This window comes from Acidimicrobiia bacterium (genome assembly GCA_036271555.1).
Classification (GTDB): Bacteria; Actinomycetota; Acidimicrobiia; order IMCC26256; family PALSA-610; genus DATBAK01.
The window spans coordinates 57,857-84,286 of the sequence record DATBAK010000049.1; the positions used below are offsets into that span (position 1 = coordinate 57,857).

Sequence of the window (26,430 nt, forward strand, 5' to 3'; positions counted from 1 at the left end):
GGAAGCGAGCTTCCGCCTAAGGAGTATAATCGGAATCATGGTTCCGGTTGAATCCGATTCGCCCATCCGTCCGCGTCGCGCCGACGCGCTCCGCAATCGCGAGCTCGTCCTGGCCGCGGCCGAGGCGGTCTTCGCCGAGTCGGGGCTCAAGGGCCAGGTGGAGGAAGTCGCGCGCCGGGCCGGGGTCGGTGTCGGCACGGTGTGCCGCAACTTCCCGACCAAGCAGGACCTCGTCGACGCGGTCCTCACGTCGATGTACGAGTCGCTGCTCGAGCGCGCGCTCGCCGCACTCGAGCACCCCGATCCGGCCGAGGCGTTCGAGCAGTTCTTCGTCGCACTGCCCGACTTCAACACGCGCCATCGCGCGCTCTCGGAGCAGATGGCGAAGGAGCTCGAGCTGCCGTCGAGCGCGCAGCCGCTGCGCGACCGGTTGACGAAAGCGCTCACGGCGCTCGTCACGCGCGCGCAGGCCGTCGGTGCGGTGCGCGCCGACATCGGCCCCGCCGACGTCTCGCTCCTCTTCTCCGGCATCGCGCACGCAACCGCGCTCGCGGGCGACCTCCAGCCGGTCCTGCACGAGCGCTACGTGCGGATCATCCTCGACGGCATGCGTCCGCGCGTCGAGTCGAAGCTCCCCGGCAAACCGCTCGACTTCGCGCAGCTGCGCCGGATGAAGCAACGGCTCGCGAAGTGACGGCGGGCGTCACCGTCGCCGACAACCCCGAGCTCGATCCCGCGCGCTGGGTCACGCTCGTCATCGTCCTGCTCGCGGCGTTCATCGTCGTGCTCGACAACACGGTGCTGAACGTCTCGATCCCGACGATCCTCCGCGACTTCCACACGACGTTGCCCGCGCTCGAGTGGGTCGTCACCGGCTACGCGCTGATGTTCGCGACGCTGCTGATCATCGGTGGCCGGCTCGGCGACATCTACGGGCATCGGCGCATCTTCATCATCGGTACCGCGCTCTTCGGTGTCGGATCCTTCATCGCGTCGGTGTCGACCGGTGTGCCCGAGCTCGTGCTCGGTGAGGCCGTCATCGAGGGCATCGGCGCGTCGCTCATGCTGCCCGCGACGCTCGCGCTCCTCTCGGGCACGTTCCAAGGACGCGAACGCGCGACGGCCTTCGCGGCGTGGGGCGCGAGCGCCGGTGTCGCGGCCGCGTGCGGGCCCGTCGTCGGCGGTTTCCTGACGACGAACTACTCGTGGCGCTGGTCGTTTCGTATCAACGTGATCATCGCTCCGCTCGCGATCATCGGCGCGATCGTCTTCATGCGCGACAACGTGAGCTCGCGCAAGCGCGTGAAGCTCGACTTCCTCGGCGCCGCGCTCGTCGCGGTCGGCATGTTCCTGTTCGTCTTCGCGCTCAGTGAAGGCGGCACGTACGGCTGGTTGAAACCGGTCGAGTCGTTCTCGATCGGCGGAACCGATCTGTGGCCCGGTACTTGGTCGATCTCGATGATCCCGGTCGTGCTGGCCGTGGCCGTGGCCGTGCTCGCGGTCTTCTACGTCGTCGAGCGCAGCAAGGAACGGCGCAAGGCCGCGCCGCTCTTCGAGTTCGCGCACCTGCGGCTCGCGACCTACCGCTACGGCCTGCTCACCGGGCTGGTCGTCGCGATGGGGCAGCTCGGCCTCAGCTTCGTGCTGCCCGTGTTCCTGCAGGAGGGCCGCCACCTCTCGGCCGCGCAGAACGGTCTGTGGCAGTTGCCGACCGGCATCTTCGTGATCCTCGGCGCGCAGCTCGGTGGCCGGCTCATCCGCTCGGTCGGGACGACGGTCGTCGTGCGCGCGGGATTCGTGCTGTACGCGGGCGGCATCGTCTATCTGCTGCACGCGGTGAACCTGAACCTCACCGCGCTCGGCCTGCTGCCCGGACTCGCGCTCTACGGCACCGGCATCGGCTTCGCGGGCGCGCAGCTCACGAACGTCGTCTTGTCGGAGATCCCGAACGAGAGCTCGGGCGTCGCGAGCGGCGCGAACACGACGGTGCGTCAGGTCGGCGCCGCGCTCGGCGTTGCCGTGATCGGCTCCTTGCTGACCGCGCAGACGGTGAGTCAGACGGTCGGCGCGTTCAAGCGCGCGCCGTTGCCGGCGAACGTGAAGGCGCAGGCCATCGCGGGCGTGCACGCGCTCGGACCGAATTACGCCCCGCCGGCGTCGGTCAGCGGTCGCAACGCCGCCTTGCTGCAATCCGCGCTCGAGCACGGAGTGACGACGGGAACGCGCTGGGCGCTCGCGTTCGCCGTCGTCGTCATCGCGATCGGAACCGCGCTGTCGTTCCTCATCCCGCGCGACGCCGTGCCTGCAGGCATCACCGCACACACCGCCGACAGCCTCGAGCCGTTGGAGCCCTTGGATCCCGACCCCGCGCTCTTGTGAGCGACCACTCGCCGATCCGGGGCATGCTCTAACGGTGTCGGGACGAGTCGCGCTCACGATCGTCCTTGCCGTGATCGCCGCGTTCCTCGACGCGTTGAGCAACGTGCTCGAGATCGCGGAGGCCGAGCAGATCTCCGAAGACCTCTCGCTCACTCCGCGGTTGGTGACCACCCTTGCGCGGCGACGCAAGTGGATCATCGGCTTCTTCTGCGACGCGGGCGGCTTCTTCGCGATGGCCGGCGCGCTCGCGCTCGGCTCGGTCGCGTTCGTGCAGCCGATCCTCGCGCTCGCGTTGCTGATGTCGATGTTCCTCGGCTCGCTGCTCCAGAAGCGCATGGTGCGACGAGTGGAGTGGGTCTCAGCCGCAGTGTTGTGCGGCAGTCTCGCCGCCTTCCTCTACGAGGTGCCGCCGCGCGGTGGGCGTGACCTCGTGCCGTTCGCGCGTTGGGTCGTCGCCGGACCCGCGATCGCAGGTGCGATCGTGCTCTGCGTCGCGTTCTCGAAGATCGTGCGGGGTCCGGCGCAGAGCCTGCTGCTCGGCGTCGGCGCGTCGATCGCGTTCGCGACGTCGGCCGTGCTCGTGAAGGCGTTCATGCACTACCTCGCCGACGGCATCCTCGCGTGGGCCCCGCATTGGGAGCCGTACGCGATGGGTGCCGTGATCATCGCCGGCTTCGTGATCATGCAGAGCTCGTTCCAGACCGGACACCTCGCGGCATCGGTCGCAGGCCTACAGGCCCCGGGTCCCGTCGTGGCCGTGATCCTCGGCGCGAAGTTGCTCGACGAGACGGTCACGGTCGACACCGCGTTCCAGTCGTTCGTCGTCGTCGTCTCGCTGGTCGCGATCGTGCTGTCGATCCTGCTGCTCGCGCGCGCGGAGACACTGAGCTCGAAGCAACGACCCCCCGAGGTCGCGACCTAATCGTCCGAGCGGTCCTAGCCGAGCGCGCCCTGCTGGCGCAGCTCCGCGATGCGCTCGTCGTCGTAGCCGAGCACTTCGGCGAGTACCGCGTCGGTGTGCTCGCCCAGCTCGGGTGCCTTGCCCGGCCATGCGAGCTCGCCGTCGACGAGCCGGACCGGGATCGGCAGCTGGTCGGCGCCGAGCCGTTCCTTGGGAATCCAGCCGAGGCGCTCGACGAACTGCGGATCCTGCGCGACCGTTCCCGAATCGTTCACGGGCGCAAGCGGGAAGTTCGCCTCGCCCGAGAGGTCGAGCCATTCCTTGCTCGTGCGGGTCTTGAAGATGTCGCGCAGCTCGGTGCGCAGCTCGGTGTTGCCGCGCGCGTGGTCGGCGTACTTCGAGCCCGGCCACTTCTCGAACAGGTCGAGACGGCCGACCGACTCGCAGAAGTTCTTCCAGAACGCCTGCTCCGAGCACATGAGCATCACGTAACCGTCGGAGCTCTCGTAGATCTGGTAGCGCACGCCTTCGGCCATGCCCGCGGTGCCGGCCGCGCGCCGTTCGTAGTTGTCGGACTTGTTGCCGGTGACCTCGCTCTGCGGCCGCTCGTACGCGCGCACCGTCTCGATGCGGTACCAGTCGAAGCCGGCCGCCGCGTCCGACTGCGCGATCTCGAGGAACGCGCCCTCGCCCGTCGCGCGCGCCTTCACGATGCCGGCGAGGATCGCGATCGCTCCGTACATCGGTCCCGCGTTGATGCCGATCGACACGTGCTCGGGGATGTACGGGAAGCCGTCCTCGGTGACCGCCGGCTTGAAGACGCCGGCCCACGAGTCGTACGCGATGCCGTGGCTCGGCAGATCGCGGTACGGACCGGTCATGCCGTAGCCCGAGATCGTGCACATCACGATGCGCGGGTTGATCTCCCGCAACCGCTCGAAGCCGAGCCCGCGCCGCGCGAGCCCGCCCGGCCGCATCGCCTCGACGACGGCGTCGGCCCGCTCGACCAGCGCGAGGAAGGTCTCGACACCGCCTTCGGTCTTCAGGTCGAGCGTGAGGCTGCGCTTCCCGCGATTGAGGTGCAGGTGCATGAGCGAGACGCCCTCGACGATCGGCCACGTCATCTCGCGCACGTAGTCGCCGCTCGGCGGCTCGATCTTGATGACGTCGGCGCCGAGGTCGGCGAGGCACGTGCTGATGCCGGCCGGCCCGAGCATCGAGCACTCGACGATGCGTACGTCCTCCAGCAGCTTCTGCGGCCCTGCCATCACCGGTGTGCTCCCTCTCCCCGTCGGATCGGCGGCGAACGCTACCCGCGAGCCGGAAACGCCATCGTGAGCAGCTCGGCGAAGAGGGCTTCGACGTCGAGGGTCGTGCCGTGCCGGCCGAACCACTCGCCGACATTGGCGAGATCGCGGTGCAGCAGATCGAGCGCGCTCGGGTTGATCGCGAGGTCGACGGCCTGCGGGAAGTCGATGAACCGCAGCTCGCCTTCCCACCACAGGAGGTTGAATGCCGACAGGTCGGCGTGGACGATGCCGACCTCCATCAGCACTCGCAAACCTTCGACGAGTTGGGTCGCGGCCTCGTTCTGCTCGGCACGCGTGAGTCGGGCCTGCGCGAGCGTCGGCGCGGCCCGCTCGTCGTCGCCGACGTACTCGAGCAGCATCGCGTCGTCGGCGAACTCGACCGGATACGGCACGGGTCCGCCGGCGTCCCACACGCGGGTCATGACGTCGAGCTCGAAGCCCATCCAGCGGTCGTTCAGCAACTTCTTCCCGTAGTCGGTCATGTGCGCGACGGCGCGCCGTTCACGAGTGCGACGGAAGCGCCGGCCCTCGCGGTAGATGTGGTCGTTCACGAAGGTCGACGCGCGGGTGAAGCCTGCGGCTTCGAGCTGACCTTTGGTCGTGACCGATCGCGGTCGGTAGCGCTTGTGCGCGAGCAGACAGCGTCGGGTCTCGTCGAGCGACATGCGTTCGACGATGAAGATCTCGGCTTCCTTCCCACTCTTCAGAACGCCGAGCGGAGTGTCGGTGTACGGGTCGGGAACGACCCAGTCCGGAATGGCGCGCAACGCGAGCTCCTCGGATTGCAAGCGGAGCTCCGCCGCTCGCGATCGCGGGCGCGCAATCAGCGCGTCAGGCGGCGGTCAGGCCGGCGCGAGCACCGACCGGCGGCGGAGCAGGATCGGACGGAAGTGCACAGTGGCAGGCATCGTCAATCCCTCCCCTCGCATCGGTCGATGACGGCGGGCAGTCTGGCAGACCTCCGCCGCTCCGAGGCGCGATTTTCGCCGTCAGGCGCCCGGAGTCAGCAAGGGCACCAGCACGCGCCGCCAATCGATCGCGGAGACGCCCTCGGTGACGAGGTCGAGGAACGCCAGGCCGAGCGGGAGCGCCTGCGCGGAGGCTGCGATCTCGTCGAGCGCGGCGCGCTCTTCGTCGTTGCCCGCACCGAGCACGTCGAGGTACTCGCGGATCGCCTCCTGCTGGATGCGGTCGAGCGCGTCCGACAGGTCGGGTCGGTGGATCGCGGCGATCTGCGCCTCGATGCGCAGGAGTCGCCACTCGCGACGCTCCGCGCTCAGGTAACCGCCGACGATCTGCGCGGTCGTCGTGCCCACCTCCTTCCCGACGAACGTGTCGCGGTTCGCCGCGAGATCGTCGCGAAAACGGCGCGCGAGGAGCGTCTCGACCGCATGCCGCAGGAGGTCGTCCTTCGTGCGGTAGCGCGAGTAGATCGATCCCGGAGTCACGCCGGCCCGACGCGCGATGCGCGTCGCGCTCGAGCGCTCGAAGCCGACGCGTCCGACGCTCATCGCGACCGAGTCGATGAGCGCGTTCTGTGCGGCGTCGCCGGTGTCGGCCGCGATCGCGTGGGTCACGTCCGGTACGAAGGGAGTCGTCGGCTCCGCGTAGGCGCGCCCGAACGACGACCGCAGGCTCCGCGTCGTGTACGTCCATTCGCGGCGAGCCTTGCTCGGGACCTCGTGCAGCAGGACGCCCCACACCATCCCGAGCGTGTAGGCGACCTGGGCGCGCCGCTGGCGGTTCCCGCGCGGTCCCGCGCGCCACCCGCGCATCCACTCGGCGACGTCTCGGAACACGACTTCCTCGAGGTCGTCGACCCTCCGTGCCGTCGCGAGCAACTCGATCGCGAGCAGCGTGTCCTCCGACGGCTGCAACAGCTCGGCGAGGAGGTGATCGATGTCGGCGCCGCGGTCCCGTTCGATCAGCGAGCGCACCGCGATGTCGAGCAGCGCGTGATGACGGTCGCGGACGCGACTGGTCCACACCGCGGCCGCCAGCTCGGTGACGTTCTCGTACCGGCTGTACAGCGCCCCCGTCGTCAGCCCCGCGCGCCGCGCGACGGCGCTCATCGCGAGATGGTCGATGCCCACCTCGACGAGCTCGGCCGTGGCCGCGTCGAGCAGGCGCTCGTCGTTGCGCTGCGCGCCCTCTGAGCGCCGCCGGCTCACCGTAATAATCCAGGCATCTCAATAAGCATGCCTCGTCGCACCCGCGTTCGCCGAAAGCGACGAGAAAGCATGGAGTGTTTCACTGCGTCGGTGAGGGGAACAACGCCGCCGCCTGGGTACGGCAGCGGCCCGATCCCGGTCGTCGATATCGGTTTGTTATAGGTTCTATTTTCGGCTGGCGGACCAGGGAATCCGAAGCTGACACGAGTCATGGCTGTGGGGCGAAACTCGTTGTACTTCCGCGTGTTGGGGGACGTTGCCGCCGTCGTCGACGGCGAGGCGAGGCCGGTCACCGCCGCGCGCCAGCGCGCCGCGCTGGCGATCCTGCTGTTGTCGGCGAATCGCACGGTCGCGGCGACCGCCCTCATCGATGGCATCTACGGCGCGTCGCTCCCGAAGCATCCCGACACCGCGTTGCAGATCGTCGTCTGTCGCTTGCGCGACGCGCTCGGTGAAGCGGCGCAGCGGTTGTTGTCACTTCCCGGCGGCTACCGCTTCGACGTCGAGTCCGACGAGCTCGACCTCGCTGTCGTGCAGTCGGCGCTCGCGCGCGGCGAGCAGCTTCACCGCGATCGCGACGCCGACCGCGCGGTCGCGGTATTGGACGACGCGCTCGCGCACTGGACGAGCGAGCCGTTGCACGACCTCGCCGCGTTCCCGTTCTTCGCCGGCGCGCACGACCGGCTGCGCGACCTTCGCATGACGCTCGTCGAGCTGCGCAACGAGTCGTTGCTCGACTGCGGCCGCCATGTCGAGGTGCTCGAGTCGATCGACGACGCGTTGCGCGACGAGCCGTGGCGCGAGCGGCTGCGTCTGCAGCAGATGCTCGCGTTGTACCGCAGCGGACGGCACGTCGACGCGCTGCGCGCATACGAGGACTATCGGAAGCGCCTCGTCGAGGAGCTCGGCGTCGAGCCGAGTCGTGAGCTCTCCGAGCGCCACTACGCGGTGCTGACCCACGCGCCCGAGCTCGCGGTCGACACGGTCACGCTCGGATCGCCCATCCCGCTGTGGACATCGCTCGTCCTGCCCTTCGTCGACCGGCAGACCGAGCAGGAACGCATCTTCCACCATCTCCGTGCCGCGGCGACGGGTCGGCCGACGATGGTGTTGATCGACGGCGAGGCCGGCATCGGCAAAACGCGCCTCGTCCTCGAGGTCGCGCGCCGGGCGCAGGACGACGCCATCATCGTCTGCGTCACCGGTAACGACGCGCTCCGTCCGCCGATCGTCGGGATGGCGCGTTCGGTCGTCGGCGCGATGGCCGCGCTCCCGACCGAGCAGCTCGCCGTCTACCTCGGCCAGGACCCGATCGCGATGGCGGCCGTGGTGCCCGCGCTCGCCGATCGGTTGCCCGACCTCCGGCCCGCCGGCGGGTGGCCGGAGATCGATGACGAACGGCTCTCGGCCGCGGTGATCTCGTGCGTCCGCGCTCTCTCGGCCCGCGCGCCGATCCTCTTGCTGTTCGACGACCTCCACCGCGCGGGGACGCCGATCTTGTTGCTGCTCGGCCGGCTCCTGACGATCCCCGGTACGGACCGGATCGTGGTGCTCGCGAGCTCGCGCTCACCGTCGGCGCAACGCTCGGCCGCGCTGGCCGAGTTCGCGGATCGACTCGAACGGCGCGGCGATCTCGAACGCCTCCAGCTCACGGGCCTCGACTTGGAATCGGTCGAGCTTCTGCTCGCGCGGCTCGGCATGGACGAGCCCGGCGCCGCCCGCGCGCTGCACGAGGTGACCGACGGCCATCCGTTCTTCCTCAGCGAGATCCTGCAGTCCGAAGACTGGCAACACGCCCTCGTCGAGCCACCGCCGAGCGTGCGCGAGTTCGTGCGCCGGCGCGTGGTCGCGCTCGGCAACGCCGTCGAGGGCGTGCTGCTCGACGCGTCGGGTCTCCGCATCGCGTTCGATGCGCCGCTGATCGCCGAGATCTCGGGAGTCCCGGAACGAACGAGCGAGACCCTGATCGACAAGGCGGCCGACGCAGGCATCCTCCGTACCGTCGACAAGGGAACGTTCACGTTCGTACACGAGCTGAGCCGGCGCTCGCTGGAGGACCGGCTCGACGACGGCGAGCGCGCCGGCCTGCACGATCGGATCGCACGCGCGCTCGAAGGCCGCGACGTTCCGGCGACGCTGACCGCGTGGCACCGGAGCTCGGCGGCGACGACGGAGATCGATCTGCGGGGCGACGACAGCTCACGACCCGACGGTCGCATACCGTCCTGAGCCCGCGCGCCGGACGAGGGGCGAGCGGCTTCAGTCCTCGACCCGGACCTCTCCGCGCGGCGGGCCGTGCAGAAGGCTCAGGGCGATCGCGTTCACGGTGAACATCGCGAGACCGACGAGCACGCCGATCACGAGTGCCTCGGCGTTCCCGGCGCCCCAGCGCACGAGCAACATCGTGACGACACCGAAGAAGAGGCCCGTCGCGATCGGCCAGGCGATCAGCGCGTTGGGCACAGAACGACGCCGCGACCGGGCCGCAATGCGGCCCGGCTGCGACGCGGATGTCTCGGCCTGGGGTGCGGCGGGTCGGTGCGCGCCCGGAGGAGAACCGACGAAGTGACTGCCACGGGAAATCGCCGGGCGTTCAGGAGCGCCCGAGACCAACACCCGCCGAGACCGTCCCACGCTCGAATGATGACAGCCGCCTCTTTCGCATCACTTTCTGTCCGTGATGCGCACCCGGCGGCGGGCGGGGAATACCCGACAAGGGCGGGAAACGGCGGCCGCGCCCGCCCGGCCACCGTCTTCCCGGCCCTCGCCGGGGCTGGTAATAGACTCTACAATCGGCCGGATTGCCGCGAGATCCACGGCTACCGCGCGTTCGGGATCGTGCGGGTGTGGGGCGGCTCGCCGGGTTTCGGGGTGGGGGGTCTCCGGCGAGCCGTCGTGGCCCGCGGATGCGAGCAGGCACCGGGCCGGGCAGAATCGTGGGCGAACCGGGGGTCTGCCGTGCGTCGTGCACTCGTCAGCATCGTTCTCACCATTGCGGTCGGCAGCGCGGGAGCCGCTGCGTCCGCCGTCTCCGCCACCTCGGCGTGGTCGAGCGGTGGCCGTTACCGCGACGCCGTGTTCCCGAAGGTGCTCACGAAGTCGGACATCGTCTACGGCCACGCCGTCGACCAGAACGACACGCGCGTCACGTTGACCTTCGACCTCTACGAGCCGAAGGGCGACACCGTCGACAGCCGCCCGGTCGTGGTCTGGGTGCACGGCGGTGGGTTCTCGAGTGGCGACAAGACGTCGCCCGAGCTCGTCGACGAGGCGACCGACCTCGCGCACAAGGGCTACGTCAACATCTCGATCAACTACCGCCTCGCTCCGCAGGGTTGCGTGGGCACGGTCGGGCCGGCGTGCCTCACGGGCATCGTGCAGGCGATGCAGGACGCGCAGACCGCGGTGCGGTTCCTGCGCGCGCACGCGGCGAAGTACGGCATCGACCCGACTCGCATCGCGATCGGTGGCTCGTCGGCCGGCGCGATCACCGCGCTGAACGTGGGCTACAACGAGGCGCACCCGGGCCCCGGCCCGAACCAGAAGTTCTCGTCCGCGGTCGAGGCCGTGCAGTCACTGTCCGGTGCGGCGATCGGCACGAGTCCGGACGCCGACGGCGCGCCGGCGGTGCTGTTCCACGGCACCGCGGACCCGCTCGTGCCGTACTCGTGGGCGAAGGCGACGGTGAAGGAAGCGCATCAGGCCGGGCTCGTCGCGAAGCTCGTCACCTTCACCGGCGACGGGCACGTTCCGTACTTGAAGCACCGCGACGAGATCGTCGACAAGACGACGACCTTCTTCTACCAACACCTCGACCTCGCGCACGCGGCGCGATAGCTACTCGACTCCGCGTCGCACCACCTGCTCGAAGCGCGCGAACACGGCCGCGTCGCCCGTGCTCGTGATCGCGTCGCTGCGTGGATCGCGACCGAAGAGCCACGTCTCGAGCTCGGGTGCGGGTCCGCGCACGGTGAACGCGCTCGCGGGAGTCGAACCGTCGCGCACCACGACGACGTCTTCGTCGTAGTGCTTGCCGGTGCTCGGGCTCGTCGCCTCGTAGTGGACGAGCTCGAACGGGAGCGACGCGCCGGTGTCGGTGGTCTCGATCGCGCCGAAGAGGCCGGTCGCCTCGGCCGGCGCCCAGTCGGGGAGCCAACCGAACTGGTAACGGACGAGCGCGTCGATGCCGTCGGTTGCGAGCGCGGCGTCGATCGGCGTTCGCTCGCCGAGCACGATCTCCGCGTCGACGCGATGGATCGCGGCTTCGGTCGCCTGCCACCGAGCGACGAAGCCGGCGGTCTGGATCGGCGACCACATCCACACGGCCACGTCGTCCGGGGCTTGTTCGAGCGCGTCGAGCAGTGCGTTCGTGGCCTCGTCGAAGAGCGCGAGCGCGGCCGAGGGCGCGGTCGGCCGGTCGGGCTTCTGCGCCTCGGCGGCCTCGTAGTTGTCGAGCCGGTCGCGCACGATCGTCGCCCAGAACATCTGGACCTCGGTCAGGTGCCACAACAGGTCGGCCGCGTCCCACTCCGGACACGACGCAACGCGCGCACTCGGATCGACTCGTGCGAGACAGCTCGCGAAGCGCGTCGACTCGTTGCGAATGGGGCCGAGGTAGTCGAGGTCGGAAGCCATGCCGGCCACGGTATCGCCGGGGTGTGACACCGAACCGGTGGCGCGCAGGCCCGACCGATGAGTTCCGCGCCGCCCGCGGGTCGAACTGCACGACCGAGCGATTCGAGCCAGGAGCCTGCGATGCCGCACCGTGATCTCGCCCCCGTCGGCGCACCCGTCTGGGTCGATCTGATGACCAGCGATCCGGATGCGAGCCGCGCGTTCTACGGCGAGCTGTTCGGCTGGACGTCGGAATCGGCGCCCGAGGAGTTCGGTGGCTACGTCAACTTCGCGAAGGAGGACGTGCCGGTCGCCGGGTGCATGAAGAACAGCGGTGAAGCGCCGTACGACCTGTGGTCGGTGTACCTCGCGTCGGCCGACGCGCAGGCCACGTTCGACGCCGCGACGAAGCGCGGCGGTGCCGTCGAGTTGGCGCCGATGCCGGTCGGCGACCTCGGGGTGATGGCGTTCGTGCTGGACCCGGGCCAGGGCCGCGTCGGCATCTGGCAGCCGGGCGAGCACAAGGGGTTCGGTACCTACGACGAGCCGGGCACGCCGGGATGGTTCGAGCTGCACACGCGCACCTACGACGCGACCGTCGCGTTCTACCGCGACGTGTTCCACTGGGACGCGCACACGATGAGCGACACGCCGGAGTTCCGGTACACGACGTACGGCGAGAACGAGGGCGCGCTCGCGGGGATCATGGACGCGACGAACTTCGGTCCGCCGGCCGAGACGCCGGGTTGGTCGGTGTATTTCCGCGTCGAGAACGCCGACAGCGCGCTCGCGCGGACCGTGGAGCTCGGCGGCAAGGTCGTGCTGCCCGCGGAGGACACGCCCTACGGGCGCCTCGCGGTGGCGTCCGACGTCACCGGCGCCGGGTTCAAGCTCGTCGGGCGTTCCTGACGACGGCGGGCTGACCTACGGTGGCGGTGGTCGAGGCGGGAGAGGAGCGATCGCGCATGACCGGAACGGTTGAAGTCGACCGCAGTGCCGTCGAGCTCGGTTTCGAGCAGCACCGGCGGGAGCTGACCGCGTACTGCTACCGCATGCTCGGCTCGCCGTTCGAGGCCGAGGACGCGGTGCAGGAGACACTCGTGCGCGCGTGGCGGAGCTTCGACGGCTTCGAGGGCCGCGCCGCGCTCCGCTCGTGGCTCTACCGCATCGCGAGCAACGTGTGCTTCGACATGCTGCGCGGCCGTAAGCGGCGCGCGCTCCCGATGGACATGATGGAAGTCGGGAGCGCGTTCGGCCACGTCGACCCGCCCGACCTCGAGGGCGCGTGGATCGGTCCGATCAACGATCGGCGCGTGCTCCCGGCCGACGGAGACCCCGCGGAAGCCGCGGAGACGCGCGAGTCGGTGCGGCTCGCGTTCGTCGCCGCGCTGCAGCACCTTCCCGCGCGTCAGCGCGCGGTGCTCATCCTGCGCGAGGTGCTGAAGTGGAAGGCGAGTGAGGTCGCCGAGCTGCTCGACACGACCGTCGTCTCGGTGAACAGCGCGCTGCAACGCGCGCGGTCGACACTCAGCGATCACGACGTCTCGTCGTCGTCGCCGGTGATGCCGATCGATCCCGAGCAGGAGGCGCTGCTCGCGCGCTACGTCGACGCGTTCGAGCGCTTCGACATCGATGCGCTCGTCGCGCTGCTGCACGAGGACGCGACGATGCAGATGCCGCCCTACGCGATGTGGCTGCGCGGCGCGGAGGAGTACCGCACCTGGCTGCTCGGTCCGGGCGCCGGTTGCGAGGGTTCGCGCGTCGCGCGCGTCGAGGCGAACGGCGCGCCCGCGCTCGCGCAATGGCGTCGCAACCCCGACGGCCGCGGCTATCACGCGTGGTCGATCCAGATCGTGCGGATGTCGGGTGGCCAGATCACCGGGATGGACTTCTTCGTCGATCCGCGCCTGTTCGCGCTGTTCGACCTCCCGGTCACGCTCGACGCCTAGTCGGACTTTCCGGCACCGGAAAGCCCAGTCCCGCGATCTCGAGTAGGTCGACGAGCACGGCGGGTGCGTTGCGGAGACCGACGGGGATGCCGGCCCGGCGCGCGACGAGCTGCACGCGGGCGAGCGCGTCGAGGCTCGTCGCGTCGGGTGCGGTGATGGCGCTCACGTCGCACACGACCGGCATCGTCGCCCGGCTCTCGACGAAGGAACGCACGCGCTCGCAGAGCTCGGCGACCGCCTCGGGCGAGAGGACGTCGGGCACCACGACGACGATCGCCCCGCGAGGTTCGGCCATATCGGTGCAGACGGGCCGACGCCCGCGAAGTCACCGATGAGATCGTCGCCGCGCCCGTGCGACAGGCGGGTCAGGGGCGGCGGGCGAGATCGGCTTCGGTCCAGAAGCCCGTCTCGGCCGCGGGGGTGCCGCCTTTGGCGTAGTGCGCAAGCCGGGCGCGGGCGTCTGCGGAGAGCACGTCGATCGCGTCGAAGAAGGCGCTCGGTCCCGCGGCGCGCAATGCGCTGTCGCCTTCGCTCGGACGCTTCGGTAGCTGCGTGGTGAGCAGCACGAGGGGCACGCCTTCGGCGATCGGTCGTCGGAGCGCGTTGGCGCGTCCGAGGGTGCGCCACACCGCGTCGGTGCGGAAGAGCCCGCCGCGGTGGCTCTTGAACCCGCCGCCGACGTCGAAGAACCAGGTCTGGCCGTCGGCGTCGGTCGCGACGACGCCGACCGTCACGCCCGTGCCCCGCACGCGCCGGCCGCGTTCGGCAATCGTGAACCCGGCCTCGGTCAGCACCGCCTCGGCGAGCTTCTGCCCGCCGGGCCCGTCGTCGGTGACCGTCGTGGGCAGATCGGCGTGCGGCGCGCGCGTTGCCTCGGCGACGCGCCGGCGCGCGATCTCGACGTACTGCGGGTCGAGGTCGTAACCGACGTAACGGCGTCCGAGCCGGGCCGCGGCGACGAGCGCGGAGCCGCTGCCCATGAACGGGTCGAGCACGAGGTCGTCCTCGAACGTGTAGAGCCGGATGAGCTGCTCCGGCAGCTCGACCGGGAACGGCGCGGGGTGGCCGACGCGGCGCGCGCTCTCGGTCGGCATGTCCCACACGTCGAGCGTGAGCGCGAGGAAGTCGTCGGTCATGAGCGTGCTCTTGAACGGGAGGCCGTCGGCCTCGCGTCGCTTCGTCGTGCGCGCGCGATCAAAGCGTCCCTTGCTCGCGACCACGACCCGCTCGGTGATGTCGCGCAGCACGGGGTTCGCGGCGCTGCGGAACGAACCCCATGCGCACGACGACGTCGCGCCCTCGCCCTTCTGCCAGATGAGCTCGCCGCGCAGGAGCAACCCGAGGTCGTCCTGGAGGATGGCGATGACGTCGGCGGACAGGCTGCGGTACGGCTTGCGGCCGAGGTTCGCGACGTTCACCGCGATGCGGCCGCCGGGCTCGAGCGTGCGCACGCTTTCGCGGAACACGGCGCGCAGCAACTCGAGGTATTCGAGGTACGACGCGGGGACGCCTTCGCCCTCGAGCTCTTCCTCGTACTGCTTGCCCGCGAAGTACGGCGGTGACGTGACGACGAGCGCGACCGAGCCGTCGACGATCGTGTCCATCGCGCGCGCGTCGCCGCACACGAAGGGCTCGGCGACCGGCTGCGGCGCGAGCACCGTGGTGTCGTCGGAGAGCTCGGGCGCGCGGAAACGCTCGTAGAACGCCGACGCGTCGTGGTTCTCGCGCCGCGAGACCCCGAAGTTCGACGTCGATGTCCCCCGCCGCTGCGGCATCACCGAACCCTAGTGAGGGTGGCGCGCTTCTGTTTCGTTGCCGCTCAGCGGGACCGCAACCGACGCCGTGTCACCACCCACTCGATCTGACCGCGCGGCGCGCCGTGCACGATCAAGCGCGCCGGTGAGGATCGCCGACGAGCAGCACGTTTCCGTCGGCCACCCCGGGCACGCGGTCGACGAGACGACGGTGCCCGCGCGTCGATGCTCACGAGCGTTCTTGAACGAGGCGAGGCGCCGCCGACCGAGCGCCTCGCGGATCGGCGTGCCGGCACGCTCGGACGCCGCGGGTCGCAGCACGTCGAGCGCGGCGGCCGATGGCGCCACGAACAGTGAGAACGCCGCCGACCGGGATTTTCGCGGGCGAACGTGGAAAAATGCGCCGACTCCGGAGGCGCCGATGGGGAAGCTGCCCTCGATCACGATCCATTGGTCGCCGGTGCGGGCGCTGCGGATCTTCGACGCCGACCGCCTGCGCTGGCTCGACGAAGCGGCCGCGGTCGGACCGGTGGTCGCGCTCCGCCTCGGTCCGCTGCGCGTCTTCGTCGTGACCGACCCCGACGCGGCGCGCACGATGCTGCTGACCGACAGCGCGGCGTGGACGCGGCCGCCGACGGTCCTGGCGCCCGTGCGCGCCGCCGTCGGCGACAACCTCTTCAGTCAGGCCGAGCCCGATTGGGCGCGGCTCCAGCCGCTCGTCGCACCGGCCTTCCGGACGCGTGCGCTCGCCGCGCGCCTCGCCGACATGGACGCGATCGTGGCGGAGGAAGTGCGCGCGATCCCGTACGACGAACCCGTCGACCTCGAACTCGCGATGGGACGGATCGCGTTGATCGTCGCCGCGTGGGTGCTGCTCGGCGACCGCCTCGATCGGCAGCGCGCGGACGAGATCGCGCGCCACGAGCGTGAAGTGGTCGCGTGGGTGGGCGCTCGACTCGGTGAGCTCACCGGGTTCCTTCCCGTCGCCGTCGGCGCGCGCGGCCGCGCGATGAAGCGGAACCGGGAGCCGCTACTCGCGTACGGGGACGAGGTCATCGCGCGCGCCCGCGCCGATCACGATCCCGACGACGTGCTCGGCACGCTGTTGCGCGCGCGCCCCGGTGGCCGCGCACTCGAACATGACGAGTTGCGCGGTCACGTGCTCGGGCTGTTCCTCGCGGGCAACGAGACGACAGCGGCTGCGCTCGAATGGGCGCTCGTGCACGGCGCGCGCAATGCCGGTGCCTGGCAACGGCTGCGCGCCGATCCGGCTCGCTGGGCGGAGCCGTTCGTCACCGAGACCTTGCGACTGACGCCGGCGGTGTGGGGCATCCCGCGCACGCCGACGCGCGCCGGCACCATGATCCCGTTCGACGGCGGCGGCCAGCGGGTGCGGCGCGGGCAGACGGCGACCGTGAATGTCCGCGGGATCGGTCGTGATGCGAAGCACTGGCCGGATCCGTTGCAGTTCGATCCCGCGCGCCACGAGACGCGCGACGCGTCGGCCCGCGCACTCATCCCGTTCGGGCTCGGACCGCGCGGTTGCATCGGGCAACACCTCGCGCTCGCGGAGCTGCACGCCGCGCTGCCTGCGCTCGCGCATCACGGCGACGTCGAGATCGACGGCGAGACGCTCGAGGATCCGCAGTTCGCGCTACGGGTCGTCGGTGGCCTGCGCGGACGATTCCGGCGGCCGCAGCCGGCCTCGGGTGGCTGCTGAAGAAATGCCACACCAGCCGTCATCATGACCTGCGAGGTCGCGATGGGGACGCGCGTGGCCGGATCTGATCAGATCGAGGCCATGACGATCATCAAGATCAACGCCATCACGGTTCCCGAGGACTCGGGTGACGAGCTCGCGCGCCGCTTCGCGGCGCGTGCGGGCGCGGTCGACGGTCAAGAGGGCTTCGAGGGCTTCGAGCTGCTGCGGCCGACCGACGATCGTCTCCAGTGGCTCGTCGTCACGCGCTGGCGCGACGAGGACGCGTTCGACGCGTGGGTGTCGTCGCCCGCGTTCGCGCACGGCCACGCGGGCGCCGACCGACCGGCGCCGCACGGTGGTCACGTGTCGACCGCGTCGGAGCTGTGGTCCTACGAGGTCGCCGGCGGCAGCGAAAGCTGAACCGCCGGGACGGTCGGGTCGCCGGGCGGCCCGACCGAGGCCGCGGCTGAGGCGTCGGCCGCGGCGAGCGAAGCGGGTGCGACGATCAAGCGTCCAAGACCTCGGCGGCGGCGCGCTCGCCGGAGCGGATGGCGCCGTCGACGGCGCCGTGCGAGACGATCGACGTCTCGGTGCCGGCCCAGTGCACGCGGCCCATCGGCTCGCGCAGCAGGTGGCCGGAGCGAGTGAGCGTGCCCGGGCGCAGGTGGGCGAACGAGCAGCCGCGCGTCCACTCCTCGTGCCACCACGGCGTCTCGACGATCTCGACGGGCTTCGCCGCGCGCGGACCGAGCCGCGCGGTCAGCGCCTCGAGCACGAGCCGCCGGCGCTCGGTGGCGTCGAGCGCGTCGTACTGCTCGGCGACCGGCCCGAACGTGAACGACGCGATCACGCCGGGTGTGCCGATCGACGGTGACGCGTCGATCGTCACCTCGCAGGGCGAGTGGGGGTGCGCGGTCTGGCCACTGAAGCCGTCGGCGCGCCAGAACGGCTCGTCGTAGACGACGAGCGTCTTCGACTCGGGACCGGCTTGCGCGTTGCGGTAGAGCACGAGCCGCTCGTCGGGCAGCGCCGGCTCGAAGACGACGTTCAACAGGAGCTCGGGTGGCATGGTGACAACGGCGCGGCGCGCGTGCACGACGAGGTCGTCGCTCGTCACGATGACGCGGTCGTCGTCGTACGCGATCGCGCGAACGGGTGCACGCAGTCGCACCGCGTCACCGAGCTCGGATGCGACGCGCGCCGCGATCGACCCGAGGCCGCCGTCGACCATGTTCTCCTGCGCGCCCTTGTCGATCGAGAACAGCGTGTTGAGGCTGCCGTGCCCGCGCACCAAGAGGTAGAGGTGCAGTAGCGACACTTCGTGCAGATCGCCGGTGAAGAGTCCGCGCACCGCCATCTCGAAGAGGTCACGACCGATCTGCGACCTGATGCCGGTGTGCTCGATCCAGTCGCCGACCGTCTGCCGGTCCCACTCGGCCGCGCGCGGCGCGTCCCACGGCGCGTCGATCGGCAGCGACTTCGACATGCGGTCGACGCGGTACTGGTTCCACGCGATCGTCAGCACCGCGAGCGGGCTGATCTTCGGGATGAGCCCGGTATAGCGGCGCATGCGGTCGCCGTCGACGAGCAGATGCTTGCCCTTGACGTAGGTCTTGTACGTGGTCGCGCCGACCTCGCGCGCGAGCGCGAACGCGCGGTCGTGCGCGGGTCCGAGCCACGCGCCGCCGCGGTCGACGGGCGTGCCGTCGGGGAGCGTCTGCGTCCAGATCCGACCGCCGATCCGGTCGCGGGCCTCGAGGACCACGACGTCCTTGCCGCCCGCCCGCAACCGGCGGGCCGCGGTCAGGCCCGCGAAGCCGGCTCCCACGACGCAGACATCGGTCTCGATGCGGTCGGCCATCGGGCCGGGACGCTACGACGCCGCGGCGTCGAGCGTATCCATCGCTTGACAGACATATAACCATCTGAGTATATTCGAGTGGTGTTCGAAGTGCTGGCCGAGCCCAACCGGCGCCGCATCCTCGACCTCCTGCGCGACGACGAGCGCAGCGTGGGCGACCTGGTGAGCGCGTTGCACATGAGTCAGCCCGGCGTGTCGAAGCACCTGCGAGTGCTACGCGACGCGGGGCTCGTCGACGTGCGCGTCGACGCGCAGCGCCGCGTGTACCGCTTGCGGTCGGAGCCGTTGCGGGAGATCGACGAGTGGCTCGCGCCGTATCGCTCGCAGTGGCGCGATCGACTGGACGCGCTCGAGCAGCACCTCGACGAGATGAAGGACTGACTGAGGAGGACGACGATGGATCAGCCACTCGGAGATCTCACCCGCGTCGGCGACCGCTGGCGCTTGACGTTCACGCGCACGCTCGCGCACCCGCAAGCGAAGGTGTGGCGCGCGATCACGGAGCCAGAGCACCTGGCGGTGTGGTTCCCCGATCGCATCGAGGGCGAGATGCGTACCGGCGCGCGGTTGCGCTTCGTCGCCGACATGCACGAGGACTTCGAAGGCGAGATGGTCGCGTTCGACCCGCCGTCGGTGATGGAGATCACGTGGGGCCCCGACTCGATCCGCATCGAGCTCGAGCCCGACGGCGCGGGCACGGTGTTGCGGCTCATCGACACGTTCGACGAGCAGGGCAAGGCCGCGCGCGACGGGTCGGGTTGGCACGAGTGCCTGGCCCGACTGATCACCGATCTCGACGGGGAGACGCCCGGCCCCTGGGGCGCCGAGTGGCAGGCGCTGCTCGTCCGCTACCAGGCCCACCTCGGGCCCGAAGCCTCCACGATCGGGCCGCCCGAAGGCTGGGAGGAGTACGCCGAGCAGCAACAGGGGAGCTGAGGTCGTTCCTCTTCGGCGTTGAGCAGCAGCGCGGTCGCGCTCCTGCTCGCGCCCCGAAGCCTCAGTGTTGAATCGGGGCGAAGAGCGCGGCGGTCGTCATGTCGACGAGGTTGTCGATGAAGACGTCGTCGGGGACGTGCGCGCGGCTGCGTTCGGGATCGTCGGCGATCCGCGCCCGGTTCGCGCAGAGGTGCACCGCGATCAGCGCCAGCGCGACGAGCCGTTCGGTCGCGAGCTCCGAAGACATCTCGCGCGTCAAGAGCTGGTACAGCAGCCCGCCGGCCTCCTGCGCCGCGGCGGGCGCGGCCAGCGTCATCTCGCCGAGTCGCAGCTCGGGCAGCTGACCGAGCTCGGCCATGATCTTCACCCACGAGCGCTCGCTCGGGCCGCGCGTGAGGTAGTCGGCGACCGGCCGGACCAGCACCTCGACGAGGCTGCGCACGTCGTCGGCGCGTCCGGTCGCGACGGTCTCCGCATAGAGCGCGTGCTGTAGCGCGGCGATGACCGCCATGTGACGTTCCTTCAGCGCCTCGAGCAGTCCCTCGCGGTTGCCGAAGTGGAACTGGATCGCGGCCGTGTTGCGCGCGCCGGAGGCCACGCGGATCTCGCTGAGCGAGACCGACTCGACGCCCCGCGCCCCGAAGAGCTCCTCGGCCACGTCGAGGAGGTGCTCGCGTGTCTTCTCGCCGCGTGCGGTCGCGGGTCGACGGCTCGTGTGCTCTCGTTCCTGCACTTCCACCGATCACCTCGTGCCGGCGCGATCCATCGAGCGCGAGGAGTCGCTCGGCCAGGGGTGAGGTTTGCCCGCCGTCGCGGTGCTCAAACCCCCGAACGGGTTAGGCCGGCGCGATCTCGACGGGGATGCCGTTGACGATCGCGTTGTTCGAGAGTGGGTCGATCAAGCGACCGGGTGCGAGCAGGTTGTTGTTCACGCCGGCGTGCTCGCGCGCCACCGAGAGCCGTGTGCCGGCCTTGTTGTGACCCCAACCGTGGGGCAGCGACACGACACCGGGCATCATCTCGTCGCTCACCTCGACCGCGACGTCGACCGAGCCGGCCTCCGACGTGACGCGCGCGAGCGCGCCGTCCTCGAGTCGGGCCGCCCGCGCGTCATCGGGGTGTACCAGCAGCGTGCAGCGATCCTTGCCCTTCATCAGCACCTTGACGTTGTGCATCCACGAGTTGTTCGACCGCAGATGGCGGCGCGAGACGAGCACGAGGCTGTCGGCGGCGCGGTCGAGCCGCTGCCGCAGACGGGGGACGTCGGCGGCGATGTAGTCCGGCGCGAGCTCGATCTTCCCGGACTTGGTCGCGATGATCTCGCGCACGCGCGGCACCATCGGGCCCATGTCGATGCCGTGGGGCCGGTCGCGGAAGTGCTGCAAGGTGAGACCGTCGTGCACCTCGCCAAAACGATCGCCGAACGGCCCGGTGCGGATCTGGAGGTCCAGCATGCGCATCGGCCCGTGCGCGTCCGGTGATTCGCCGTCGTAGTGCGCGAGCGCGTGGGTCGCGTCGATGCCTTGCATCTCGCACAGCGCCGTGAAGTAGCCGTCGTCGATACCGGACACGTCGATGTCGGCGTTCGTCATGCCCGCGAGCAGCCCCGCGATCCGCACGAGCACCTCCCACTCGCCGGGGCGGTCGGCGCTCGGGAAGACCGCAGGGGAGAAGTTGCCCGCGCTGCGCGCCGCCCACATCGGGATGAGGTCGTCGAAGTGCGGCTGCTCGAGCGCGGAATGGCCGGGGAAGATCACGTGCGCGTGGCGCGTGGTCTCGTTGAGGTAGTTGTCGACGCTGATCATGCACTCGAGCATCGGCAGCGCGTCGTCGAGCACGCCCGCGCCGGGCGACGAGATGACCGGGTTGCCCGCGATCGTGACGAGGCCCTTCACCTGACCGGGCCCGGGCGTCGCGATCTCCTCGCCGAGACACGACACCGGCACCTGGCCGAGCACTTCCGGCGTGCCCCGCACCCTCGACTTCCAGCGACCGAATTCAACACCGTCGGCCCACTGCGGATCGGGGAGCGAGTTCGCGCCCCACGCGATCGGCTTGCCGAACATCGAGCCGCCGGGCGTGTCGAAGTTGCCCGTGATGATGTTGACGACGTCGACCAGCCAGCTCGCGAGCGTCCCGAACTCCTGGTTGCAGGTGCCGATGCGTCCGTAGATCGCGGCGCGGGGCGCGGCCGCGAGCTCGCGCGCGATACGGCGCGTCGTCTCCGCGGGGATGCGCGTCGTCGCCTCGACGAGTTCCGGCGTGAACTCGCGCGCGACCTCGCGCACGCCATCGAATCCATTGACGAAGTCGTCGAGATCGCCGAGCGTCGTCAGTCCTTCGTCGAAGAGCACGTGGCAGATCGCGAGCAGGAACGCAGCGTCGGTGCCGGGGACGATCGGCACCCACTCGTCGGCCGCGTCGGCGGTACCCGTGCGGCGCGGATCGACGACGACGACCTTGCCGCCGCGCTCGCGGATGTTGTCGATCTCGCCCATGACGTCGGCGAACGCGAGCAGGCTGCCTTGCGACGCCTGCGGGTTCCCGCCGAGCACGAGCCAGTACTGCGTGCGCGCGATGTCGGGCGCGGGGATCCACCACATCGAGCCGTACATCAGCATGCTCGACACGTTCTTCGGCCACTGGTCGACCGTGCCCGCGGAGTAGATGACCGGCAGGTTCGCGAGCGCGATCAGCAGGCCGACGTAGCGCGACAACGAGAACGCGTGCGCGGTCGGGTTGCCGATGTACATCGTCATCGCGTCGCGACCGTGCCGTTCGAGCACGCCCGCGACGAGCTCCTCGGCGCGCGCGAACGCTTCGTCCCACGTCGCCGCGCGCCACATGTCGCCCTCGCGGATCATGGGCTCGCGCAGCCGGTCGGGATCCTCGTGCAGGTGGCCGAGGGTCGTGCCCTTCGGACAGATGTGACCCCTGCTCCACACGTCGTCGCGGTCGGGACGGATCAGCGCGACCCGCTCGTCCTCGACGTGGAGCTCGAGGCCGCACATCGCCTCGCACAACGGGCACGTCCGCAGCTCGATCGTCCGTTTCGCCATGGGCGCGATTGTGCTCGCTTCGCAGTGCGCGCGTCAGCCCTGCGGCAGCGGGCGGTGGTCGCCGCCGGGGCCGGGCGTGATGTGCACGAGCCGCCCCGGCTCCTCGATGAAGATCCGGTGCCACACGCCGCGCGGCACCACGATCGCCTGCTCGGCGTTCAGCGCGACCTCGCGGGTGCCGTCGTCGAGCTCGAGCCGCACGCGCACGCGTCCGGAGACGAGGTAGAGGAGCTCGTCGGCGTCGGGGTGCATCTCACCGGCGTGCGGCGGCTCGGTGACGATCATCGGCGCGCCGACCGTGTAGCCGTCGATGCGCGGCGGCGGTCCGGCCTCCCACTCCATGAACCACGCCCGACCCGTCGATCGCTCCAGTCCGACGGTCACGCTCGACAGGTCGAACGGCGTGCCCGTGGGGATCTCGCGCTTGGTTCCCATGATCGTTGTTCCCCGTGTGCGACGGTTCGGTTCGCGCCGGCGCGAGGATCGCACGCGAACCGGAACGACGTCATCGGGCAAGAGAGACGAGATGGACGAGTCCGACGCCGCCGTGATCGCCACGTCGATCGAGACGCCCGGCGCGTTCGGCGTGCTCTTCGATCGCCATGGCTCGGTGTTGCTGCGGTTCCTCGCGCGGCGCGTCGACCCCGCGGAGGCCGAAGGTTTGCTCGGCGAGGTGTTTCGCATCGCGTTCGAACGTCGATCGACCTTCGACCTCGAGCGCGAATCTGCGCGTCCGTGGCTGTACGGGATCGCGGCGAACGTCGTGGCGAAGCATCACCGCAGTGAAGGTCGGCGGCTGCGCGCCACCATGCGTCTCGCAGCGCGCCGGTATCCATCCGAGGACCCGGCCGAGCGCGCGATACCGGCGGTTGACGCGCAGGCGCGCTGGGCACGCGTTGCCGACGCGGTCGCGGAGCTGCCCGAGGGCGAGCGTCAGGCACTGCTGCTCTTCGCGTGGGAGGAGCTGACGTACGACGAGATCGCCGACGCGCTGGGGGTGCCGGTCGGCACCGTGCGTTCGCGACTCAACCGCGCCCGTGCGCGCGTGCGCGCGGCGGCCGACGATTCCTGCAACGAGAAAGCCGAGCCATGACCGACGATCTCGATCCACTCCGAAGCATCCGCCCGGATCGCGTGCTCCCGGACGACCCGCCCGACCCCGAGGTGCTCGCGCGCGAGAAGGCGCGCCTCATGTCGGCGATCGGTGGAGGCGAGGCCGCCGAGGTCGCCGAGGCGCGTCGTTTCCCGTCGATCTATCCGCGGCTCGCGTACCGCGACGAGGTCGCTGCACGCGAGTTCCTCGTGCGCGCGTTCGGCCTGGTCGAACGGCGCGAGGCGCGCATGGAGTTTCCCGGCGGCACGCTCGCGTGGCTCGAGCTCGGTGACGGCGTGGTGATGATCGGTCGCTCCGGTGAGGAACGGCACGGCCTGCAGAGTCCCGTCGAAGCGGGCAGCGCGACGGCGATGGTGAACGTGTCGGTGAGCGCGATCGACGCGCACTACGAGCGCGCGCGATCCGAGGGCGCGCGCATCGTCTCCGAGCTCGCGGACATGTTCTGGGGTGACCGCCGCTACGAGGCACTCGATCTCGAGGGTCATCGGTGGCATTTCACGGAGCCGCTGCCCGTGGATCCGCTCGCGGCGCGCGCGCCGACGAGTCACGAGCGGATGAGCGGACGGCCGTGGGACGCGTCGTATCGCGCCGACGAGCCCGCGCCGTGGGACCTGGGCGAACCGCAGCCTGCCGTCGTGCGGCTCGTGGAATCGGGAGCGTTCGTGGGTTCGGTGCTCGATGCCGGCTGTGGCGTCGGTGACAACGCGGTGTTCATCGCGACGCACGGCGACGTGGCGGTCGTGGGCGTCGACGTCGCCGAGACCGCACTGGCGATCGCGCGCGCGAAGGCGGAGGCTCGGGGTGTCGCGATCGAATTCGCGGTCGCCGACGCGTTCGCGCTCGAGCGCTTGGGACGCGGCTTCGACACCGTGCTCGACAGCGGACTGTTCCACGCGTTCGACGACGAGGAGCGCGCTCGCTACGCGGCGAATCTCGCGGCGGTGACGAAGCCGGGCGGGACGGTCTTCGTACTGTGCTTCGGCGACGAGGGCGACGACGTCGGTCCGCATCCGGTGAGTCGCTCGCAGGTCCACGCCGCGTTCCGCGACGACTCGGGTTGGCGGGTCGTGTCGATCGAACCCCAGCGGATCCACACGAACTTCCACGGTCCTGAGGGCGCGCCGGCGTGGCTCGCGAAGATCCGGCGGGCCTGAGCGTGCGAGGCTGAGGCCCGAGGAGAGGAGGTCGCATGGCGGCGATCGTTCGGGTCGACGAGCACGATCTTCCGTGGTTCGAGTACCGGGACGCGGCCCACGGCGACGGGCCGTCCCCGGTGCGCGTGAAGGCGCTGACGCACGGAACCGCGGACGCGCCCTCCGTACAGTTCGTCGAGTACGCGGCGCGCCACGAAGATCCCGTCCACCATCACGACACCGGCGAGGTGATGGTGATCATCGAAGGGGAGCTCTGGCTCGAAGGCTGCGCGAACGGTGCGGGGAGCATCGTCTACATCCCTCGCGACCTCGACTACGCACTGCGCGCCGGCGACGACGGCGCCCGCTTCTTCCGCATCGTCGTCGACTGACGTGATTCAGCCGGCTTCGTGTCCGAGGTCGACGATGCAGAAGCGGTTGCCGTCGGGATCCGCGAGGACGACGAAGTCGGGGTCGTCGGGATACGCGTCCCAGTCGACGCGTTCCGCGCCGAGCGCGACGAGCCGCTCGGCTTCGAACTCCTGCTCCGCAGCGCTCGCGACGTGCAGATCGAGGTGGATGCGCGGGTGATCGGGCGGCGGCGTCTCGCTGCCTTGCAACGCCAGCATCGTGCCCGCGGCACCGGCGGGCGGCACGAGCACCGTCGACCATCCGCCGAACCCGTCGGTCCGCACCTCGTAGCCCAGCGCCGAGCGCCAGAACTCCCGTGCACGCGCCACGTCGGTCACGCCGAGTGCCACCACACCGATCGTCAGCATGCGCGGGATTCTGTCAGCCCCGGCAGAATGGGCGCGTTGGAGCAGCACCTCGCGACGACGACGCTGCCGGTTGGGGGAGAGGTGGCCTACGCCACGGCGGGCACCGGCCCGTTGCTGTTCTAGGTGCCGGGCTGGCTCACGCACCTCGAGCTGAGTTGGGCCTTTCCACGCGAGCGCGCCTTCTATGAAGCGCTCGCGCGCGGGCGGACCCTGGTGCGGTACGACCGGCTCGGCTGCGGTCTCTCGTCGGCGTCGGCGGCGCGCGCGCCGTCGTTCGAGCTCGAGCTCGAGACGATGGAAGTAGTCGTGCGCGCGGTCGGGGGCGAGACGTTCGACGTGCTCGCCGACATCTTCGTCCCCGACGCGAGCGCAACCGATCGGATCGCGTTCGCGCGGTATCAGCGCGCGGCGTCGTCGGCGGAGACCGCGCGGCAGATGCTCGCGCTCAGCTACGCAACCGACGTCTCGGCGTTCCTCGGCGCCGTGCGCGCGCCGACGCTCGTGCTGCACCGGCAAGGTGATCGCGCGGCTCCCGTCGCGCAGGCGGAGCTCGTCGCGAGCAGCATCCCGGGCGCGCGCCTCGAAATGCTGGACGGGCGCACGCACCTGCCGTACTTCGGCGACACCGACGCGGTCGTGCGGCCGGTCCGCCGGTTCCTCGGGTTGCGCGCCCTGCGGCGATCGGCTGGACCGACCCTGACGCGCCGCCAGCTCGAGGTCGCGGCGCTGGTCGCGGACGGGCTCACGAACCGCGCGATCGCGGAGCGA

General features: G+C 70.4%; 27 protein-coding genes and 1 pseudogene. 16 read left to right on the top strand and 12 right to left on the bottom strand.

The genetic code is table 11. From position 1 onward, the window contains the following. Positions 1-37 precede the first annotated feature (37 nt). The 3 genes from VH914_12680 to VH914_12690 are packed head-to-tail and all read left to right on the top strand — an operon-like array spanning position 38 to position 3,301. The gene (locus VH914_12680; GenBank protein HEX4492055.1) at positions 38-694 is read left to right on the top strand and encodes a TetR/AcrR family transcriptional regulator; all 657 of its coding nucleotides are present in this window, start codon (positions 38-40) and stop codon (positions 692-694) included. Continuing rightward, positions 691-2,379 carry an MFS transporter gene (locus tag VH914_12685; GenBank protein HEX4492056.1) on the top strand — a complete coding sequence of 563 codons (1,689 nt, stop codon included), beginning with the start codon at positions 691-693 and terminating at the stop codon, positions 2,377-2,379. The genes VH914_12680 and VH914_12685 overlap by 4 nt, the downstream gene beginning before the upstream one ends. A 34-nt stretch (positions 2,380-2,413) precedes the next feature. Continuing rightward, positions 2,414-3,301: a DMT family transporter gene (locus VH914_12690; GenBank protein HEX4492057.1), complete on the top strand. Its 888-nt coding sequence runs from the start codon at positions 2,414-2,416 to the stop codon at positions 3,299-3,301. 14 nt (positions 3,302-3,315) lie between these two features. Here the strand turns inward: VH914_12690 and VH914_12695 are convergent, their stop codons facing one another. The 3 genes from VH914_12695 to VH914_12705 form a co-directional block, all read right to left on the bottom strand. Then, positions 3,316-4,548 (bottom strand): CoA transferase, encoded by a 1,233-nt coding sequence (locus tag VH914_12695; protein ID HEX4492058.1) that lies wholly within the window; start codon positions 4,546-4,548, stop codon positions 3,316-3,318. Between the two features lie 41 nt (positions 4,549-4,589). Next, on the bottom strand, positions 4,590-5,378 hold the full coding sequence (locus tag VH914_12700) for an RIO1 family regulatory kinase/ATPase (GenBank protein ID HEX4492059.1): 789 nt from the start codon (positions 5,376-5,378) through the stop codon (positions 4,590-4,592). Between the two features lie 201 nt (positions 5,379-5,579). Next, on the bottom strand, positions 5,580-6,761 hold the full coding sequence (locus tag VH914_12705) for a TetR family transcriptional regulator (GenBank protein ID HEX4492060.1): 1,182 nt from the start codon (positions 6,759-6,761) through the stop codon (positions 5,580-5,582). A gap of 210 nt (positions 6,762-6,971) precedes the next feature. Here VH914_12705 and VH914_12710 point away from each other — a divergent pair, with 210 nt between their 5' ends. Next, positions 6,972-8,990, top strand: a complete 2,019-nt coding sequence (locus VH914_12710; GenBank protein HEX4492061.1) for a BTAD domain-containing putative transcriptional regulator — start codon at positions 6,972-6,974, stop codon at positions 8,988-8,990. Between the two features lie 30 nt (positions 8,991-9,020). On the opposite strand, the gene VH914_12715 is transcribed toward VH914_12710, so the two are convergent. Then, entirely contained in the window at positions 9,021-9,224 is a 204-nt protein-coding gene (locus VH914_12715; protein ID HEX4492062.1) for a hypothetical protein, read from the bottom strand. A 612-nt stretch (positions 9,225-9,836) separates the two neighbouring features. Between VH914_12715 and VH914_12720 the strand changes: the two genes are divergently transcribed. Continuing rightward, positions 9,837-10,598, top strand: a complete 762-nt coding sequence (locus tag VH914_12720) for an alpha/beta hydrolase (protein HEX4492063.1) — start codon at positions 9,837-9,839, stop codon at positions 10,596-10,598. Here the strand turns inward: VH914_12720 and VH914_12725 are convergent, their stop codons facing one another. Continuing rightward, positions 10,599-11,396 carry a maleylpyruvate isomerase family mycothiol-dependent enzyme gene (locus VH914_12725; GenBank protein ID HEX4492064.1) on the bottom strand — a complete coding sequence of 266 codons (798 nt, stop codon included), beginning with the start codon at positions 11,394-11,396 and terminating at the stop codon, positions 10,599-10,601. 120 nt (positions 11,397-11,516) lie between these two features. Between VH914_12725 and VH914_12730 the strand changes: the two genes are divergently transcribed. Together VH914_12730 and VH914_12735 are read left to right on the top strand one after the other, a co-directional pair. Next, positions 11,517-12,284, top strand: a complete 768-nt coding sequence (locus tag VH914_12730) for a VOC family protein (protein HEX4492065.1) — start codon at positions 11,517-11,519, stop codon at positions 12,282-12,284. A 56-nt stretch (positions 12,285-12,340) separates the two neighbouring features. After that, positions 12,341-13,324, top strand: coding sequence for a sigma-70 family RNA polymerase sigma factor (locus tag VH914_12735; protein HEX4492066.1), 984 nt, complete (start codon positions 12,341-12,343; stop codon positions 13,322-13,324). Here the strand turns inward: VH914_12735 and VH914_12740 are convergent. Together VH914_12740 and VH914_12745 are read right to left on the bottom strand one after the other, a co-directional pair. Continuing rightward, positions 13,308-13,619: an STAS domain-containing protein gene (locus VH914_12740; GenBank protein ID HEX4492067.1), complete on the bottom strand. Its 312-nt coding sequence runs from the start codon at positions 13,617-13,619 to the stop codon at positions 13,308-13,310. The two genes, VH914_12735 and VH914_12740, sit on opposite strands and share 17 nt — an antisense overlap. Positions 13,620-13,689: 70 nt before the next feature. Continuing rightward, a complete protein-coding gene (locus VH914_12745) occupies positions 13,690-15,099 on the bottom strand; it encodes a site-specific DNA-methyltransferase (GenBank protein HEX4492068.1) in 1,410 nt (469 codons plus the stop codon). A 400-nt stretch (positions 15,100-15,499) separates the two neighbouring features. On the opposite strand from VH914_12745, the gene VH914_12750 reads away from it, so the two are divergent. Together VH914_12750 and VH914_12755 are read left to right on the top strand one after the other, a co-directional pair. Then, complete coding sequence (locus VH914_12750) at positions 15,500-16,798, top strand: cytochrome P450 (protein ID HEX4492069.1); 1,299 nt, start codon at positions 15,500-15,502, stop codon at positions 16,796-16,798. 81 nt (positions 16,799-16,879) lie between these two features. After that, on the top strand, positions 16,880-17,200 hold the full coding sequence (locus tag VH914_12755) for an antibiotic biosynthesis monooxygenase family protein (protein ID HEX4492070.1): 321 nt from the start codon (positions 16,880-16,882) through the stop codon (positions 17,198-17,200). An 85-nt stretch (positions 17,201-17,285) separates the two neighbouring features. Here the strand turns inward: VH914_12755 and VH914_12760 are convergent, their stop codons facing one another. Next, positions 17,286-18,641: an FAD-dependent oxidoreductase gene (locus tag VH914_12760; GenBank protein ID HEX4492071.1), complete on the bottom strand. Its 1,356-nt coding sequence runs from the start codon at positions 18,639-18,641 to the stop codon at positions 17,286-17,288. Positions 18,642-18,713: 72 nt separating this feature from the next. Here VH914_12760 and VH914_12765 point away from each other — a divergent pair, with 72 nt between their 5' ends. Next, complete coding sequence (locus tag VH914_12765; protein ID HEX4492072.1) at positions 18,714-19,022, top strand: metalloregulator ArsR/SmtB family transcription factor; 309 nt, start codon at positions 18,714-18,716, stop codon at positions 19,020-19,022. Positions 19,023-19,037: 15 nt separating this feature from the next. Beyond that, positions 19,038-19,577, top strand: a complete 540-nt coding sequence (locus VH914_12770; GenBank protein ID HEX4492073.1) for an SRPBCC family protein — start codon at positions 19,038-19,040, stop codon at positions 19,575-19,577. Between the two features lie 61 nt (positions 19,578-19,638). Here VH914_12770 and VH914_12775 read toward each other — a convergent pair whose 3' ends face one another. The 3 genes from VH914_12775 to VH914_12785 form a co-directional block, all read right to left on the bottom strand. Then, a complete protein-coding gene (locus VH914_12775; protein ID HEX4492074.1) occupies positions 19,639-20,316 on the bottom strand; it encodes a TetR family transcriptional regulator in 678 nt (225 codons plus the stop codon). Between the two features lie 97 nt (positions 20,317-20,413). Continuing rightward, entirely contained in the window at positions 20,414-22,636 is a 2,223-nt protein-coding gene (locus tag VH914_12780; GenBank protein HEX4492075.1) for a molybdopterin-dependent oxidoreductase, read from the bottom strand. A gap of 33 nt (positions 22,637-22,669) precedes the next feature. After that, complete coding sequence (locus VH914_12785) at positions 22,670-23,071, bottom strand: cupin domain-containing protein (GenBank protein HEX4492076.1); 402 nt, start codon at positions 23,069-23,071, stop codon at positions 22,670-22,672. A 91-nt stretch (positions 23,072-23,162) separates the two neighbouring features. On the opposite strand from VH914_12785, the gene VH914_12790 reads away from it, so the two are divergent. The 4 genes and pseudogenes from VH914_12790 (at position 23,163) to VH914_12805 (ending at position 25,275) form a co-directional block, all read left to right on the top strand. Continuing rightward, positions 23,163-23,729 (top strand): sigma-70 family RNA polymerase sigma factor, encoded by a 567-nt coding sequence (locus VH914_12790; GenBank protein HEX4492077.1) that lies wholly within the window; start codon positions 23,163-23,165, stop codon positions 23,727-23,729. Between the two features lie 98 nt (positions 23,730-23,827). Further along, positions 23,828-24,235 (top strand): annotated as a pseudogene (locus tag VH914_12795) (VOC family protein). Between the two features lie 69 nt (positions 24,236-24,304). Then, entirely contained in the window at positions 24,305-24,904 is a 600-nt protein-coding gene (locus VH914_12800) for a class I SAM-dependent methyltransferase (GenBank protein ID HEX4492078.1), read from the top strand. Between the two features lie 35 nt (positions 24,905-24,939). Continuing rightward, positions 24,940-25,275, top strand: a complete 336-nt coding sequence (locus VH914_12805) for a hypothetical protein (protein HEX4492079.1) — start codon at positions 24,940-24,942, stop codon at positions 25,273-25,275. Between the two features lie 6 nt (positions 25,276-25,281). On the opposite strand, the gene VH914_12810 is transcribed toward VH914_12805, so the two are convergent. Continuing rightward, a complete protein-coding gene (locus tag VH914_12810) occupies positions 25,282-25,662 on the bottom strand; it encodes a VOC family protein (GenBank protein HEX4492080.1) in 381 nt (126 codons plus the stop codon). A gap of 123 nt (positions 25,663-25,785) precedes the next feature. Here VH914_12810 and VH914_12815 point away from each other — a divergent pair. Then, positions 25,786-26,430: helix-turn-helix transcriptional regulator (locus VH914_12815; protein ID HEX4492081.1), on the top strand; the 645-nt coding region annotated here is incomplete at its 3' end.

Excerpts from the sequence above, each read along its gene's own strand:
- VH914_12745 (HEX4492068.1), bottom strand. The coding sequence starts at position 15,099 with ATGCCGCAGCGGCGGGGGACATCGACGTCGAACTTCGGGGTCTCGCGG.
- VH914_12805 (HEX4492079.1), top strand. The coding sequence starts at position 24,940 with ATGGCGGCGATCGTTCGGGTCGACGAGCACGATCTTCCGTGGTTCGAG.
- VH914_12790 (HEX4492077.1), top strand. The coding sequence starts at position 23,163 with ATGGACGAGTCCGACGCCGCCGTGATCGCCACGTCGATCGAGACGCCC.
- VH914_12800 (HEX4492078.1), top strand. The coding sequence starts at position 24,305 with ATGAGCGGACGGCCGTGGGACGCGTCGTATCGCGCCGACGAGCCCGCG.
- VH914_12725 (HEX4492064.1), bottom strand. The coding sequence starts at position 11,396 with ATGGCTTCCGACCTCGACTACCTCGGCCCCATTCGCAACGAGTCGACG.
- VH914_12780 (HEX4492075.1), bottom strand. The coding sequence starts at position 22,636 with ATGGCGAAACGGACGATCGAGCTGCGGACGTGCCCGTTGTGCGAGGCG.
- VH914_12760 (HEX4492071.1), bottom strand. The coding sequence starts at position 18,641 with ATGGCCGACCGCATCGAGACCGATGTCTGCGTCGTGGGAGCCGGCTTC.
- VH914_12740 (HEX4492067.1), bottom strand. The coding sequence starts at position 13,619 with ATGGCCGAACCTCGCGGGGCGATCGTCGTCGTGGTGCCCGACGTCCTC.
- VH914_12695 (HEX4492058.1), bottom strand. The coding sequence starts at position 4,548 with ATGGCAGGGCCGCAGAAGCTGCTGGAGGACGTACGCATCGTCGAGTGC.
- VH914_12730 (HEX4492065.1), top strand. The coding sequence starts at position 11,517 with ATGCCGCACCGTGATCTCGCCCCCGTCGGCGCACCCGTCTGGGTCGAT.
- VH914_12680 (HEX4492055.1), top strand. The coding sequence starts at position 38 with ATGGTTCCGGTTGAATCCGATTCGCCCATCCGTCCGCGTCGCGCCGAC.
- VH914_12810 (HEX4492080.1), bottom strand. The coding sequence starts at position 25,662 with ATGCTGACGATCGGTGTGGTGGCACTCGGCGTGACCGACGTGGCGCGT.
- VH914_12770 (HEX4492073.1), top strand. The coding sequence starts at position 19,038 with ATGGATCAGCCACTCGGAGATCTCACCCGCGTCGGCGACCGCTGGCGC.
- VH914_12785 (HEX4492076.1), bottom strand. The coding sequence starts at position 23,071 with ATGGGAACCAAGCGCGAGATCCCCACGGGCACGCCGTTCGACCTGTCG.
- VH914_12710 (HEX4492061.1), top strand. The coding sequence starts at position 6,972 with ATGGCTGTGGGGCGAAACTCGTTGTACTTCCGCGTGTTGGGGGACGTT.
- VH914_12755 (HEX4492070.1), top strand. The coding sequence starts at position 16,880 with ATGACGATCATCAAGATCAACGCCATCACGGTTCCCGAGGACTCGGGT.
- VH914_12750 (HEX4492069.1), top strand. The coding sequence starts at position 15,500 with ATGGGGAAGCTGCCCTCGATCACGATCCATTGGTCGCCGGTGCGGGCG.
- VH914_12735 (HEX4492066.1), top strand. The coding sequence starts at position 12,341 with ATGACCGGAACGGTTGAAGTCGACCGCAGTGCCGTCGAGCTCGGTTTC.